Here is a 15,089-nt window from a genome sequence, read left to right as displayed (position 1 = left end):
ATGCGGGCGATGATGGTGGAAGTGGTGCTCGTACTAGGTCAGGACCTTGCGCAGGTGCCGCTCGCCATGGATGAGCAGGTGATCGAGGCACTCACGGCATAACGTTGCCACGAACCGTTCGGCGAACGCGGTCGCTCGTGGTGACCGGACGGGCGTCTTGATGACCCGCACGCCAGCGGCGGTGAACACCTCATCGAAGGAGCGGGAGAACTAGCCGTCACGGTCCCGGATGAGAAACCTGAAGGCGCCGGCGCGTTCACCCAGGTCCATCAGCAGGTTCCGGGCCTGCTGGGTGGTCCATGCGCCGGTCGGGTTGGAGGTGACGCCCAGCACGTGCACGCGGCGTGTCTCGATCTCCATGACGAACAAGACGTACAGGCGCTTGAGGAACACGGTGTCGATGTGCAGGAAGTCGCAGGCCAGGATGCCGGAGGCTTGCGAGGTGAGGAAGTGTCGCCAGGTAGGTGAGGTCTGGCGTGGCGCTGGGCCGAGGCCGGCCGCGGTGAGGATGCGGCGGATGGTGCCTTCCCCGATCTGATGGCCGAGGCCGAGCAGTTCGCCCTGGATCCGCCGGTGCCCCCATCGTGGGTTCTCGTCGGCCATTCGGATCACCAGGTTACGCAGTTCATCCGGGATTGGCGGACGTCCGGGGTCGCGTTCGGGTAGGTCCAGCGTCGGCTGACCAGACGGCGGTGCCAGGCCGGCAAGGTGCCCGGCGTCACGATCCGATGGCGGCGAAGCCGCGTGGGCAGCAGCCGCGCCAGTGCGGTCAGCAGCGCCCGGTCGGCCCAGTCCGGTCGTGGCCGGGAGACCTGACGACGCAGGACGGTGACCTCATGACGCAGCACCAAGATCTCCACGTCCTTGGAGGCGTCACCTCGCGCGAGAAGCGACAACCAGCCGAACAACCGGACCATCATCAGATACAGCAGGCGTAGAAACACGAGTGCCGAGGATAGAAGGCCAGGTCAGATGCCATGGACGAGTTTTGGCACCGCACAGACGGGCAGGTCGGGCGACTCCTTGGCCACCGCACCCGCGCCCTCAGGCGAGGTCACCCAGTCGATCCACGTGATCGCGGCCTCCCGGTTCGTGGTGAAGGCGGTCACGCCGAGCCCGGTCAGCGCCAGGCACCGCCCGCTTCGTCTGTCAATCTGGGACTTGTACACGTAGCTGTGTCAGGCGGTGGGTGGCCTCGTGTGGTGTCATGCCGGCGCCTCGCTGGTAGGCGGTGTCGTAGCCGGTAGGGCCGAGGCGTTCCGCGAGCATCTCCGCGAGAAGACGCAGTTCGATTTCGCCGTGGTCGAAGGTGCCGCGGATGGCCTGGCTCAGGCCAAGTGCGGTGGCCGCGCCGGCCGGGTCACCCTCCAGGAACAGCAGCCTGGCCAGGAGTTGAGCGGCTGAGGCGGCGTCCCTGTTCTTCTGCGCCGCTTGAACGGCGCGGGGCAGCAGTTCGCGGGCACGTACGGCATCCCCGGCGGCGAGAAGATTGGCCACCCGGGCAGGGGCCACCCGATCGGCGGTGATTCCGGCCGGCTGGGGCAGCTTCCGGGCGAGTGTCTCCAGCCGGTCGAGCTCGTGATCGGCGCGTTCGACCTCTCCGGTGCGGCGGTGCAATTCGGCATAGGCGCCAAGCAACTCGATCTCCAGCACCGGCTGGCCACGCCGCAAGGCCGCTCGTTCGGCGGTTTCGATGTCATGCCTGGCGCCGGTCAGGTCGCCGGCGCGCATGCGTACGGTGGCGAGCGCGAGCCGGGTGGAGACCTCATCCTGTGATCCGAGGTCGGCGGCGATCGTGAGGCTGCGCTCGTAGGCGGTGATCGCCTGGTGGTGGTCGCCGGCGGTGGCGTGGATCTGGGCCAGGCCGTACAGCGCCTTCGCCGTCCACCACCGATCGCCCGCTTCCTCGAACGCGTGCAGCGCCGCCGCCATCGCGCTCGCGGAACCCGCCTGCTCGCCCCGTTCGCGATGCCGCATGGCTTCGATCATGAAGGTGCAGGCGATCGCCCAGCGGTCCGAGCCGCTGCGTACCCGGGCGATCTCCTGATCGAGCAGCTCATCCAGCCCGACTATGGCCGCCATCACCAGCACGATCGTCAACAACATCGGATAGCGGCGCAGCGCGCCCGTGCGCGCGCAGTCGTCGATGAGCGCACGCAGCCGCTCGGGGTCGGCGATCGGCCCGCCCTCGACGCCCACCTGGTGGATCGCGGTGAACGCGGCCCGGGCATCCGCGGGCAGCGCGTCGCCGAACTCGGCGACCTTGGCGACGTAGGCGTCGGCCCGCGCGTCGTAGCGGAGCATGACCCAGTACCAGTACAGCGGCCCGAGAATTCGGGCCGCGGTCTCGGCGTCGCCGCCGTCGATGGCCGTTTGCAGGGCAAGCATCAGGTTGTCGTACTCGGCCTGGAACACCCGCAGCGACGCTGCCTGCTGGTCCGAGCGCAGTAGCGGCTCGTGCTCCTCGGCCAGGTCGGCGAAGTGCCGCATGAGCCTGCGCAGGACGGGCTCGGCTTCCCCCGCACGCCGGAGCTTGTCCGCCGCGTAGGTGCGGATGGTCTCCAGCATCCGGTACGCGTCTTCGGACTGCTCCACGACGGACTTGTCGACCAGGGACTCGAGCACGTACATGACCTCGCCCGCCGGAAGGGTCTCATCCGCACAGACCGCCTCAATCGCCGCGACGCCGGTTTTCGACGGAAACATCGACATTCGGTGGGCCAGCGTGCGTTCTTGATCGGTGAGGAGATCCCAGCTTCATTCGATGACCGCATGCAGCGTCTGCTGGCGGGGCTGGGCGGTCCGGTTGCCGGTGCTGAGCAGCCGGAAACGGTCATCCAGCCGCTGGGCGACGTGGTCGGCGCTCATGGTCCGCAGTCGTGCCGCGGCCAGTTCCAGGGCGAGCGGTAGTCCGTCCAGCCGGCGCACGATGTCCACGACCGGCCGCGCGGTCGAGGCATCCAGTGCGAAGCCGGGTCGTACGGCTGCCGCCCGGTCGAGGAACAGCCGCACCGCAGCCGATGCGGAGGCACGATCGGGATCCGCGTGCGCCGGGGGCAGGCCGAGCGGTCCCAGGCGGCACAGCGCCTCACCCATGACTTCCAGCGGTTCCCGGCTCGTGGCCAGGATGGCCAAATCCGGCTGGCGCTCCAGCACCTGCCCGGCGAACTCCGCGACGGCTCCGGAGATCTGTTCGCAGTTGTCCAGAACCAGCACGCCTTCACCACCGGAGAGCAGGTTGACCGCCCGCTCCAGTGGAGTGCCGGCCGGCTGGGCTCCGGCGAGGCTGAGCGTGCTCAGGACTGCCTCCACCAGCCCGTCGGCCGTGTTCACCGCTGCCAGAGCGACCAGCCAGGCCCTGCCGCGCTGATGGGCCCGATGCCGGCGCACCACCTCCACGGCCAACCGCGTCTTGCCCGCTCCTCCGGGGCCCACGACGGTGACCAGCCGGGAGGACTCCAGCAGCCCGGTCAGCAACCTCAGCTCCTCCTGCCTGCCGACGAAGCTGGTCAGCTGGGCGGGCAGACGTCCTGGCACCGCGTGCGGCCGAACCTGTGGCGCCTCGGGGCTCTCCCGCTCACCCCGCAGCACGGCCAGGTGCGTTGTGCACAGGTCCTTGGAGGGGTCGACGCCCAGTTCCTCGGCGAGCGTGGCGCGGACCTGTTCGAAGACGGCCAGCGCGTCGGACTGGCGGCCTGCCGCGTGTAACGCTCGCATGCGCAGTCCGGCCAGCCGTTCCCGCAACGGGTGACCGGCGGCCATCGCCGCCATATCGGCCAGGATCTCATCGTGGTGGCCCAGTCGCAGCTCCGCCTCGAACCGGTCCTCCATGGCCGAGACCCGCAGCTCCTCAAGACGTGCGCCGGCCGTACCGGCGAAGGGGGCGTCACGCACGTCGGCCAGCGCCTCTCCCCTCCACAGCGCCAGCGCCTCGTCCAGTAGCGGGGCCGCTCGGTGTACGTCACCCGCGGCCAGTTCGCGACCACCCCGCTTCGCCTTCTCCTCGAACCGGCACGCGTCGACGTTCTCGGCGCATACGTGCAGGCGGTATCCGCCGGCCACCCTCTTTACGACCTCGGCCTCGCCCAGAGCTTTGCGCAGCCGATGCACCAGCCCATGCAGGGCGTTGACGGTGCCCCCGCGCGGATGCTCCCCCCACAGGCCGTCAACGAGTGCGTCGACCGACACCATCTCGCCCTCGGCCAGAGCCAGCCGGGCCAGCAGTGCTCGGACCATGACGCCGCCGACCTCGATCGGCGCACCATCGTCGGCATAGGCCCGGACCGATCCCAGCACCTCAATCCACATGCACAAAGGCTATGAGCACAAAGACGCGCACGTACCGCTGAAAGTGACGCCGTGCCGGTTAAAAGAGCGTTCTAAGAGGCCTGTAAGCGCCGGTGGACACCGTAGAGAACGTACAGCAGAACCACCCGGAAGGCAGTGCGATGACAATGCATGAGAGCGTGCAGCAGGTGCTCGACTGGACCGTGGCCGAGGTCGGCATTCCCGGCATCGTCGCCGAGGTCAAGGACGGCGACCGCACCTGGTTCGGCACCTCCGGCGTGGCCGACCTTCAGACCGGCTCCCCGCGCCGGCCGGGCGAGTACTTCCACGCCGGCAGCAGCGGCAAGGCCTTCACCGCCGCGACCCTCCTGGCTCTGGAAGCCGAGGGCGGCCTCAACCTCGACGACACGGTCAACGCCCACCTGCCCGGTGTGCTGAATGTGAACGGCTACAACGGCGACAAGATCACCATCAGGCACCTGCTCAGCAACACCAGCGGCCTGTTCCCCACCGGCCTGGCACCGGAGGTCAGCCACCGCTACGCCACCCGCTCCGGGTTCGCCAAGCATCGCTTCGACACCTTCAGCACCGAAGAACTGCTGCGGGTGGCGGTGTCCCAGCCCCCGGTCGGCGCGCCCGGCGAACGCTTCGAATACGCCAACGGCGGCTTCTACATCGCCGGCGCGATCATCGAGAAGATCACCGGCAACAGCTACGCCGACGAGGTCGACCGCAGAGTCACCCGGCCGCTCGGCCTGACCCACACCCGCGTGCGCCCCACCACGGACACCGGTTACCCCACTCCGCACCCGCGAGGCTACTCCCACCAGTTCCTCAAGGACGGCGCCGACCCCGCCACGCTCACCCCGGAGAACTGGCAATCGCTGATGGAGGAGCCCGGCCTGCCGCCCCTGGACGTCACCGAGCTCAACTCCTCCCTGGGCTACGCGGCCGGCAACGTCGTCACTTCCACGGCGGACATGATCCGCTTCTTCAACGCGATGACCACCGGCAGTCTGCTGCCGCCCGCACAGCACCGGCAAATGTGGTCCACCGTCTCCACCGAGGGCGGCCACTGGATGCCGCACGCCCGCTATGGCCTGGGCGTGTTCGAGTTCGACAAGCAGGCCACTGGCGGCCGGGCGCTTCGCGGGATCGGCGGCAGCTTCTGGGGCTCCTATTTCTTCGCGGTCGGCACTCCCGATGGGCGGCACACCGTCGCCGTCCACACCAACACCGAGTGGAAGTCCTGGGACCCCATGTTCAAGATCATCGAAGCGGAGTTCGGCATCTCCATCGGTTGAGAGGAGGAACTTCGATGCACACCTTTGACACCCCCGAGCCGATCGCCGCTGTCGTCTCATCAACCGCGGCCGACATCTGGATCAGCGCGACCCGGCGCACCGACACCACCGTCGAGGTACGGCCGGCCGATCCAGCCGACGCGGCCGACGTCGAAGCCGCCGGACGCGCTCGCGTCAGCTACGTGGGCGGCCACCTGTCGGTCCAGGACCGCTCGAGCATCCGATCACTGCCCGGCCGCATCACGGTGACGGTCGAGCTGCCCAGCGGCTCGGCGCTCGATATAGGTCTCCGCGATGGATTCGTCAACGGCCAGGGCCGCCTGGGCACGGTACGCGCTCACCTCTCCCAGGGTCACCTCCACCTCGACCGCACCGGCGAGCTGCGCCTGACCACCGACGACGGCGACATCACCGTGGCCACCGCCGGCGGCCCGGCCACCCTCACCACCGCCCGCGGCCAGATCAAGGTCGGCGAGAGTATCGGCACCACAGTGATCGGCAATGGCGCCGGGAACGTCACGGTGGACCGGGCCGCGGACGGCCTGAGTGTGACCGCCGAGCAAGGCGCCGTCGAGTTCCACGCCCACCTCGCCCGCGGCGACATCCAGCTCCACCGTGTCACCAGCGGCCGCCAGCCCACAGCATTTCCCCGCACCAACACCCATTTGAAGGAAGGGCGATCGACCCATGACTAAGATCCTCCGCACGGCCGCCTGTCTGCTCGCCGCCACAGTCGCCGTGACCGCAAACGCGTCATCGGCTGTGGCCGACGACCACGCCGAACTCCAGCAGGTACTCGACCAAGCCGTGGCAGACGGTATGCCCGGCATCATCGCTGACGTCCGTGACGGCCACAGGTCCTGGTTCGGTACGGCAGGCGTGGCCGACACCGAGACTGGCCGCAAGCGCCGGCAGCAGGAATACTTCCGGGCCGGCAGCACCACCAAGACGTTCGTCGCGGTCGTGGTGTTGAAGCTGGCGGCCGAGGGTCGGCTCAGCCTGGACGATACCGTGGACAAGTGGCTGCCCGGCGTGGTGAAGGGCAACGGTCATGACGGCAGCAAGATCACCATCCGGCAACTGCTCAACCAGACCAGCGGCATCTTCCCCTACACCTCCGATGAGGCCCTGGCGACCAAGCAGTGGAGCACCGCCTTCCTCAAGGGCCGTTTCAACAGCAACCGCCCCGAGCAGCTCGTAAAGGTGGCCATGGCCAACCCGCCCTCCTTCGCGCCGGGCAAGGGCTGGGGCTACTCCAACACCAACTACACGCTCGCCGGGATGATCATCGAGAAGGTCACTGGCAACTCCTACGCCGAAGAGATCACCCGGCGCATCATCCGCCCGCTCGGCCTGAGGAAGACGTACCTGCCGGGCGAAGGCACGAAGCTGCGCCGGCCGCACGCACAGCACTACGTCAAGTTCCCGGTCGGCGAGGACACCACCACCCCCTACGACCTCACCGCCATGAACCCCTCCTGGGCCGGGGCAGCCGGCAGCATCGTCTCGACCATGAGCGACCTGCACACCTTCTATCGGGCAGTACTCAGTGGCCGGCTGCTGCCGCACACGCAGCAAAAGGAGATGTTCACCACCATCTCCACCAAGGGCGTGCAGTGGATCGACAACACCGCTTACGGGCTCGGCGTCTTCTCCCAGAAGTTGTCCTGCGGAGTGACGATCTGGGGCAACGGCGGCCGGATCCACGGGTCCTGGACATACGCGATGGGCACCCGAGACGGCAAGCACATGGTCGTCTCCAACATCAACGGCGACTGGGACAACCCGATCAGCATCCTCATCAAGGAAATGGAAGCCGAGATGTGCTCGCCCAGCTCCCGATAGCCACTCGACATCACCTGCTCATCCTGTCCCGCTCGAAAACACGGTTTCGCACTGTGAGCCGGAATTTCGCAGCGCGATCAGGGCAGCGGCTGCGACCATTGCGGGTGTTGTCGTCGCTTGTCCACCGGGGCTACCCGGCGAGCGGGGAGGGCCGGCTCCATCGCCCACCGCGTCGATGACCGACACCCCGGGATCAACCGACGAAGCGGGATCCGCTGAAGAACGCCGGCCCTTGCCACGTACCGATCTCACCGAGACCGCTGATCCCCCACATGCCGGCCACGGGCTCGACGTCCGGGGGTCCGTACGCCGAGTTCAGCCGCACCAGGCCGGCCCGCAACCGCCGGCCCACCGCGCGCGCTACGTCCCGGTCCGCGCCGAACACGTACCCGGCCAGCCCGTACGGATGATCGTTGGCCATGGCGACCGCCGAGTCGAGATCCCGGTAGGTCCGCACCAGGAGCACCGGCCCGAAGATCTCCTCTCGAAGGTCCGGCGCGTCGTCGGCGAGGACCACGGCGGGAGCCGCGAAGTGGCCGGACGACTCCGGGGGTTTCCCGTACCGGCGTACGTCGCAGCCACGTGCGGAGAACTCGGCGAGTTGCTCGTCGATCCGGCGCCGATGCGGCTCGTGCGACAGCGGCCCCAGCTGTGTCTCCGGGTCGGTGGTGACGCCGATCCTGACGGCGTCGAGGGCGGCCCCGAGCGCCGCCAGGTGGGCGTCGGCCCGCTCTCGCGGGACGATGATCCGTCGCGGTGCGACGCAGTACTGCCCGTTCAGCGTGAGCGCGGCCGTGACGACCTGTTCGGCGACCGCCTCAGGATCGGCATCGGCCAGCACGACGACCGGATTGTTGCCGGACAGTTCGAGGTCGACCGGCTTGAGGAGCCGCCCGCACGTCTCGGCCACGGCTTTACCACCCCTGACACCACCGGTGTACGAGACGGCCGCGATCCGGTCGTCGCCGACGAGCGCCTCGCCGACGGCGCGGTCGCCGTGGACGACCTGTACGACGCCGGCCGGCAGCGCGGCCCGCACCGCCTCGGCGAACCCGCCCGAAGAGTGCGGTGACCACTCCGACGGCTTGACGATCACGGGGCAGCCGGCGACCAGGGCGTAGGCGGTCTTCACGATCGCGAGGGAGGCCGGGGCGTTCCAGGGCACGAACACGGCGGCCGGGCCCCAGGGCAGTCGCCACTGGTCGCACGCCCCGGCGGACGAGCGCTGCTCGGCGTGCTCGAAGCCCTCCTCGATCTGGGTCGCGCCGCGTTCCAGCACCACGGTCACGGCCTTGACGAAGGCGGTCGTCGTCGCCTGGGGTACGCCGCTGTCCAGGCTGTCGGCGCGTCCCAGCTCGTCGCCGCGCGACGCCAGTTCCTGCCGCAGGTTCCGCAGCGCGGACGCCCGCTCGTGGCGGGCCAGACCTGACCAGAGGCCGTCGGCATGGGCCGCCCACGCCGTCGCGATCGCCCGCTCCACGCTCTCGGGTGCGCTGGCGCGCTGCGGGTGCAGGACCTCCCCTGTGTCGGGGTCCGTAAGCATCGGCTTCAGGCTCACGGCCGGGACCGCCGCCGTGGCTCCCGCCAGTTCCCGGATCGTGCAGTCGTGATCGGTCACGGGCCGTTCTCCTCGCGCATCGATGCCGCGACCTTCTCACCGACGAGGATCGCGGTCAGGTTGGTGTTGGCCCGGGTCACCCACGGGAGGATGCTCGCGTCGGCGACCCGGAGCCCGTCGAGCCCGAGCACCCGGCCGGCCGGGTCCACGACCGCCTCGGGATCGCGCGGGTCACCCATCCGGCAGGATCCGGCGGCGTGCACCGTGTCGGAGACGACGGCGAGGGCGAACCGGGCGAACTCGTCGTCGGTCATGGTCTCGGCGGGATCCGCGGTGACCGGGCCGGCACCGCCGAGGGTCATCGCGGCGGTGAGCTTGCGGAACTCCGGTTGCGCGGCGAACGTCCGCAGCTCGTCGGCCACGGCGCGGTACCGGCGCAGGTCGTCGGAGCGGGACAGGAGGTCGAAGTCGACCACCGGATCGGTCGCCGGGTCGGTGGACGCCAGTCGCACCCGGCCGGTCGAGGTGACCCGGTTGACCCACCCCACCACCCCGGCCGCCGGGACGCCGATGCCCAGCGCGCCGGTCACCGCGATCATGGCGTCGTTGACCTCGTCGCCGACCCCGGTGGTGAACCGCACACAGATCTGGCCCCGCCGGGGTGCACCCCGGTAGTCGAGTTCCTCGCGCAGGGCGAGCGACAGCACCACCGAAGGATGGTCCTGCAGGCCGTGCCCGACGGGCAGGTCCGCGACCGCGGCCACGCCCAGCCGGCGCAGCTCCGCGGCCGGGCCGACGCCGGACCGCAGCAGGATCGCCGGTGAGTGGACGGCGCCGGCCGACACGATGACCTCGGCGGCCCGGAACTCGGCGGGCTCGCCGCCGACGATGGCGCGGACGCCGGCCGCGCGGCCACCGGCGAACAGAATCCGGTCGGCCAGCGCGTCACCCAGGACGCGCAGCCCGGGACGGTCGCGGGCCGGTTCGAGGTAGGCGTCGTTGGTCGAGACCCGGGCCCGGTCCCGCCCGGCGTAGGCGTAGGGCGACACCCCGGTCGAGCCGGGCGCGTTGTGGTCGGGCGCCCATGGATGACCGAGCCGCCGGGCCACCTGGTCCACGGTGGCGTCGACGGCGACGAAGTCGTCCTGCCTGGGACGGACGATCGGGATCGGGCCGTCCCCGCCGTGGTACGGCGCGCCGGCGAAGTCCAGGTCGTCCTCGAGCCGGTTCAGCAGGGGCAGGACGGCGTCGAAGCCCCAGCCGTCGCAGCCCTGGGCGGCCCAGCCGTCGAAGTCCTCGACGGTGGCCCGGATCGCGAAGAGCCCGTTGATCGCGGAGCTTCCGCCGACGCCCCGGCCCCGCGGGTACGGCAACGGGGGCTGTGCCGCCGACCTCGACGCCCGCAACCCGGGGAACATGTGGGTCGCCGCGAGGCTCGCCGTCGGCTGCATCATCATCGGCTCGATGCTGCGCACCTCCGGTGGGGTGTCGGCGGAGCGGTAGTCGGGGCCGGCCTCGAGAAGCAGCACCCGGCGGCCGTCGTCCTCGGTCAGCCGGGAGGCGAGTGCCGCTCCCGCTGAGCCGGCGCCGACGACGATGACGTCGTACCCGGACCCGTCCCGGACGGACGTCACCGCGAACCCTCCCCGGGCCGGGCCCGCTCCAGCATCGCGAGGTAGGAGCCGCCGGTGACGAGGTCGATCTCGTTCTGGGTGAGGCCCCGCTCGGCGAGCCCGGCGACCAGGTTGCCGAGCCGGCTCGCGTCCTCCATGCCCGCCGGTCCCACCGCGTAGACATCCGGACCGGCTTCCTTCAGGCCGTAGGAATTCTCCGGATCGGCCTGCCTGAGCCCATCGGCGAGCATCTCCATCGGGGAGCCGGAGTAGTCCGCCCCGATCGCCAGGTGCCCGGCGCCGACCAGGCCGTAGATGTGCATGGCGTGATCCAGCATGTCCGACAGCGTCGCCTGGTACGGGTCCTGCGCCACGTAACCCCGGTAGGTGGTGATGCCGATGACGCCGTTGCGCTCGGCGACGGCCTTGATCTGCTCGTCGGTCAGGTTGCGGCGGTGTGGAGAGACGGTGTCGCTGTTGGCGTGGGAGACGAAGATGTCGCCGTCGTAGATGTCGAGCGCGTCCCAGAACGACGCCCGCGACATGTGGACCAGGTCCACCATGAGCGGCAACGACTCCAGCTCCTTGAGGATCTGCTTGCCGAGGTGGCTGAAGCCGCCCTCGCCGAACCGCTCGTTGCAGCCGGTGCAGAGCAGGTTCTGCGTGTTGTGCGAGAACGTGAACGCGGTGACACCCAGCTCGGACAGCGTGTACAGCGCCTCGAAGTCCCCGGCGAGCGGTCCGTACCCCTCCACCGACAGGAAGAGGCCGAACGAGCCCGGCGGCCGGTTCTCGAACTCCGCCCGGTTGCGGACGAACACGATCTCGCCCTCCGAGCGGCGCACCTCGGACAGCAACGTGCCGATCGTGCTCCACTCGGAGATCTGCATGATCGCCCCGGTCAGGCCGCCGGCCCGCCACGACTCCAGGTAGTGCTCGCGCAGGATCTGGGCGTGGCGGTCGGTCCCGTGGCCCAGCATCACGTGCGCGATCGTGGGACCCACATAGATGTTGATCATTTCGCTCCTCCTGCTGTCGGCGAGGTCCGCGCGGCCAGGACACGGGCGTAGAAGTCCCGCTCGGCCTCGATGGCGTGGACGAGGTTCTCCGCCTTGGCGAACAGATGTCCCTCGCCGGCGTAGACGTGGTGCTCGTGTTCGACACCGCGCTCGCGCAGGACCGCCGCGATCGCCTCGGCCTGGTCGGCGGGCACGACGTCGTCGGCCTCTCCCTGGAGCAGGATCAGCGGCGCGGTGATCCGGCCGGCCGCCGTGACCGGCGACCGCTCGTCGTAGCGCTCACGTGTCTCCGGCAAGGGGCCGATCAGCGAGTCCAGGTAGCGGGACTCGAACTTGTGGGTGTCCCTCGCCATCGCGTACGCATCGGCGACCCCGTTCATGCTGCCGCCCGCGGCGAACACGTCGCGGAAGGCGAGCGCGCACAGGGTCAGCCATCCGCCGCCGCTGAGACCGCGGATGACCAGCTTCGATCCGTCGGCCAGCCCCTTCGCCACGAGGTACTGGGCACCGGCGACCGCGTCGTCGACGTCGACCACGCCCCAGGTGCCCTTGAGCGCGTCGCGGTAGGCGCGTCCGTAGCCGCTGCTGCCGCGGAAGTTGAGCTCCAGGTAGCCGTACCCGCGGCTGGTCCAGTACTGCTGCCGCGGGTCGAGCACCGGCACGACATGGCCGGTCGGGCCGCCGTGGCAGTTGACGATGAGCGGGGGCGGGACGTCGGTGGGCACGGTCGGCGCGTACCAGAACGCGTGCGCCACCGCGCCGTCCGTCGTCGGGTACGTGATCGCCTCCGGCACCGCGATCGTGCCGGGCACTTCGACGCCGTTGTCCCGTATCACCTCGCCCCTGCCACCGGCCGTGGGATCCAGCAGGAGCACGGCAGGGGCGTGCCGGTGGCCCGCGGCCACGACGGCGATCCGGTCCCCGACGACGGTCGGCGAGACGAACTGCGTGTAGGGCGTCGAGACCTCCGCCACGCGGCCGCCGGGATGGCGTACGCCGAGATGCTCGGCACCGCCGATCGTCCACTTCACCAGCAGCCGCCCGTCGTCGAAGACGTCGAGGTTGCGCAGGCCGAGTGACCACAGGGGGGCGCTCATGTCGGCCTCCATGGCCACCAGCGGTTCTGTGTCACCGAGCCGGTACGGGTTCCACCAGCCGCTGCGGTCGCTGAGGAACACCAGGTCACCATCGGGGGTCCAGACCGGCTCGACGACGGACTCGGCCGCGGAGCCGGCGACGCGGGTGGCCGTGCCGATGCCCTGGGCGGTGAGGTCGGCCACCCAGAGCTCCGTCCCGTCCCACGGCATTCGCGGGTGGTCCCAGGTGATCCAGGCCAGCCTGGACCCGTCGGGAGAGACCCGTGGCGCGCCGGCGAAGTCGTGGCCACCATCGAGGACGACCTGCTCGTGCGGGGCCTCGCGGCCGACCCTGACCAGCTCGTTGGCGATCCGGCCGTCGTCGTGGTGCCGCTCGCGCACGGCGTAGACGTGCTCACCCGCGATCACGAAGTCGCTCCACCGGACCGTTTTTCCCGGTGCGGGCGGCGTCACCGCGATCCCCCGCCGCAGGCTGTGGATGCGCTGGTCCACGCTGTCGCACGCGAGGATCTCGCCGTCCGGCGCGACACCGTACGGGATGCCGCCGTAGCCGACGATGTTGCTGCACGAGCGCCCCGGCGGGGTCAGGTCCACCGGTTCGCCACCCGGCTCCCAGCGGACCAGGACCGTCCGCGCCTCTGACGGCCTGCCCTCGGTCCACAGCAGGGCGTCGCCGTCACGCCGGAGCCAGTTGAACGTCCGTGTCCCGGCGAACACCGCTGACGCGGGCAGCGCGCCGGTCTCCGCTTCGGCCGTCACGCCGCGTCGACCCCGCGCAGCGAGGTCAGGAAGGCGACCAGGTCGGCGCGGGTCCGGGCCAGGGACGGCTCGTGCAGGTAGATCATGTGCCCGGACTCGTAGCGGGTCCTGGTGACGTTGCGCGCCCGTTCGGGCTCCAGGTACAGGTGATCGAAGGTCAGCTCGGCGGGGAAGTACGGGGTGCCGAGGTCGTAGTAGCCGCTGAGCAGGAGCACCTTCAGGTGGGGTGACCTGTTCATGGCCGCGCGCAGGACGGTGGCGACCTCGAGCTGGGGCGTCCAGATGCCCGTCTGCTCGCTCTCCCGGTGCTTCCACGTCTCCCTGGGCCGGATGTGCCGGTAGAGGAGGGGACGGTCGGCCTCCCAGCCGAGATCGGCGCGAAGGTACTGGTTCAGGGCCCGCGTCGCGGGATCCGTGGGCGCGGAGTAGCTGGCGTCGTCCTCGGCCGCCTCACCGGCGGTGTCGGAGTCGATCCCGGTCCAGCGGGTGTCGAGGCGTCCGACCGTGCGGTGCCGGTCGCGCAGCAACTCCTTGACGTAACGCCACAGGTTCACCCGCAGGTTCGCCCGCAGGATGAACTCCGCCGAGATGCCGGTCAGCTCGGAGAGCCGCCGGGCGATGCGCTCGCGCTCGGCACCGGTGAGCCGGTTCCCCTTCAGCAGGGCCACGGAGTAGTCGTTCAGGGCGAAGTCCTCGGCCTCGGCGACGACCGCCGGCAGGTCACCGGAGATGACCCCGTGGTAGAGGGCGGTCGCGGCGTAGCTGGGCAACTGGCCGACCGCGCCGTAGTTCACGCCGACGCCGAAGGTCGTTCCCGCCACGTCCATGAGGGACGACAGCAGGATGACGCCGTCGACGTAGAGGCCCGGCACGCGCTGCAGGTAGTCGGCCACGACGGGTGCGCGGAGCGTGCCGTAGCTCTCGCCGAACAGCACGATCGGGCTGTTCCCGCGGTTCTCGCGCGCGACGAACTCGGTCACGAAGTCGCCTATCGCGGCGGCGTCGGCCTCGACACCGTGGAGTTGCGCGGGGTCCTCACCCGGCACCATCCGGCTGAACCCGGTGCTCGGCGCGTCGACGAACACCAGGTCCGCCACGTCCATGAGCGAGTGCTCGTTCTCCCCCAGCTCCCATCGGGAGGTGTCGAACAGCGGATCGCCGTCGAACACCACGCGCCGGGGTCCGTAGCTGTACATGTGCAGCCAGATCGTCGAGGACCCCGGACCGCCGTTCCACAGGAAGACCAGCGGCCGGTCCCGCTTCGACGGCACGTCGTCGCGCAGGTAGGCGGTGTAGAAGACGGCCACCTTGGGGGCGGGCTGCTCCTCGTCGTCGTGCAGGACGATCCTGCCGACCTTGGCGGTGTACTCGATCCGCTCGGTGCCGATGGTCACGGCGTGCCTGGTCGTGAACTGCTGATCCTCCACCGGCTTGGCGTCGGCCGCCCCGTTGGCTTCTGACGCGGTCGTCTCGTTGGTGGCGGTGTCGGGCATGGGGGCTCCCTGAGCATCGACGATGGGGCGCGCGCCGCCCTCCTACCTGCGCCAACACGTCGGCTGACGGGAGCGACTGCTATGTGGATCGTAAGAGCTGGGCCGATAAAGCGT

13 protein-coding genes are annotated in these 15,089 nt (G+C 70.0%); 3 read left to right on the top strand and 10 right to left on the bottom strand.

From position 1 onward, the window contains the following. Positions 1-210: 210 nt before the first annotated feature. The 5 genes from AB0I81_RS35940 to AB0I81_RS35920 form a co-directional block, all read right to left on the bottom strand. Entirely contained in the window at positions 211-603 is a 393-nt protein-coding gene (locus AB0I81_RS35940; RefSeq protein ID WP_360666176.1) for a hypothetical protein, read from the bottom strand. A 5-nt stretch (positions 604-608) separates the two neighbouring features. Next, entirely contained in the window at positions 609-944 is a 336-nt protein-coding gene (locus AB0I81_RS35935; RefSeq protein ID WP_360666173.1) for a hypothetical protein, read from the bottom strand. Positions 945-968: 24 nt separating this feature from the next. After that, positions 969-1,169 (bottom strand): hypothetical protein, encoded by a 201-nt coding sequence (locus tag AB0I81_RS35930; protein WP_360666171.1) that lies wholly within the window; start codon positions 1,167-1,169, stop codon positions 969-971. Next, positions 1,150-2,631: a tetratricopeptide repeat protein gene (locus tag AB0I81_RS35925; RefSeq protein WP_360666169.1), complete on the bottom strand. Its 1,482-nt coding sequence runs from the start codon at positions 2,629-2,631 to the stop codon at positions 1,150-1,152. The genes AB0I81_RS35930 and AB0I81_RS35925 overlap by 20 nt, the downstream gene beginning before the upstream one ends. A gap of 126 nt (positions 2,632-2,757) precedes the next feature. Then, positions 2,758-4,308, bottom strand: coding sequence for a BTAD domain-containing putative transcriptional regulator (locus AB0I81_RS35920; protein WP_360666166.1), 1,551 nt, complete (start codon positions 4,306-4,308; stop codon positions 2,758-2,760). 140 nt (positions 4,309-4,448) lie between these two features. Here AB0I81_RS35920 and AB0I81_RS35915 point away from each other — a divergent pair, with 140 nt between their 5' ends. Genes AB0I81_RS35915 through AB0I81_RS35905 form a run of 3 tightly spaced genes read left to right on the top strand, consistent with a single transcriptional unit; the run spans position 4,449 to position 7,436 of the window. Beyond that, positions 4,449-5,591, top strand: coding sequence for a serine hydrolase domain-containing protein (locus tag AB0I81_RS35915; RefSeq protein WP_360666163.1), 1,143 nt, complete (start codon positions 4,449-4,451; stop codon positions 5,589-5,591). 14 nt (positions 5,592-5,605) lie between these two features. After that, a complete protein-coding gene (locus tag AB0I81_RS35910) occupies positions 5,606-6,286 on the top strand; it encodes a hypothetical protein (protein WP_360666160.1) in 681 nt (226 codons plus the stop codon). Beyond that, positions 6,279-7,436 carry a serine hydrolase domain-containing protein gene (locus AB0I81_RS35905; protein ID WP_360666157.1) on the top strand — a complete coding sequence of 386 codons (1,158 nt, stop codon included), beginning with the start codon at positions 6,279-6,281 and terminating at the stop codon, positions 7,434-7,436. Before AB0I81_RS35910 ends, AB0I81_RS35905 begins: the two co-directional genes overlap by 8 nt. A gap of 193 nt (positions 7,437-7,629) precedes the next feature. Here the strand turns inward: AB0I81_RS35905 and AB0I81_RS35900 are convergent, their stop codons facing one another. The 5 genes from AB0I81_RS35900 to AB0I81_RS35880 are packed head-to-tail and all read right to left on the bottom strand — an operon-like array spanning position 7,630 to position 14,975. Continuing rightward, on the bottom strand, positions 7,630-9,054 hold the full coding sequence (locus AB0I81_RS35900) for an aldehyde dehydrogenase family protein (protein WP_360666154.1): 1,425 nt from the start codon (positions 9,052-9,054) through the stop codon (positions 7,630-7,632). Continuing rightward, the gene (locus AB0I81_RS35895; RefSeq protein WP_360666151.1) at positions 9,051-10,628 is read right to left on the bottom strand and encodes a GMC family oxidoreductase N-terminal domain-containing protein; all 1,578 of its coding nucleotides are present in this window, start codon (positions 10,626-10,628) and stop codon (positions 9,051-9,053) included. The genes AB0I81_RS35900 and AB0I81_RS35895 overlap by 4 nt, the downstream gene beginning before the upstream one ends. Next, a complete protein-coding gene (locus AB0I81_RS35890; RefSeq protein WP_360666148.1) occupies positions 10,625-11,626 on the bottom strand; it encodes a membrane dipeptidase in 1,002 nt (333 codons plus the stop codon). Before AB0I81_RS35890 ends, AB0I81_RS35895 begins: the two co-directional genes overlap by 4 nt. After that, a complete protein-coding gene (locus AB0I81_RS35885; protein WP_360666145.1) occupies positions 11,623-13,482 on the bottom strand; it encodes a prolyl oligopeptidase family serine peptidase in 1,860 nt (619 codons plus the stop codon). Before AB0I81_RS35885 ends, AB0I81_RS35890 begins: the two co-directional genes overlap by 4 nt. Beyond that, positions 13,479-14,975, bottom strand: coding sequence for a peptidase S10 (locus AB0I81_RS35880; RefSeq protein ID WP_360666143.1), 1,497 nt, complete (start codon positions 14,973-14,975; stop codon positions 13,479-13,481). Before AB0I81_RS35880 ends, AB0I81_RS35885 begins: the two co-directional genes overlap by 4 nt. Between the last annotated feature and the right edge of the window lie 114 nt (positions 14,976-15,089).

It is taken from the genome of Nonomuraea sp. NPDC050404, from assembly GCF_040655495.1.
In the GTDB taxonomy this organism is placed as follows: Bacteria; Actinomycetota; Actinomycetes; order Streptosporangiales; family Streptosporangiaceae; genus Nonomuraea.
Note: the sequence above shows the minus strand (reverse complement) of the source record. Positions and strands in the feature narration are given on the sequence as shown.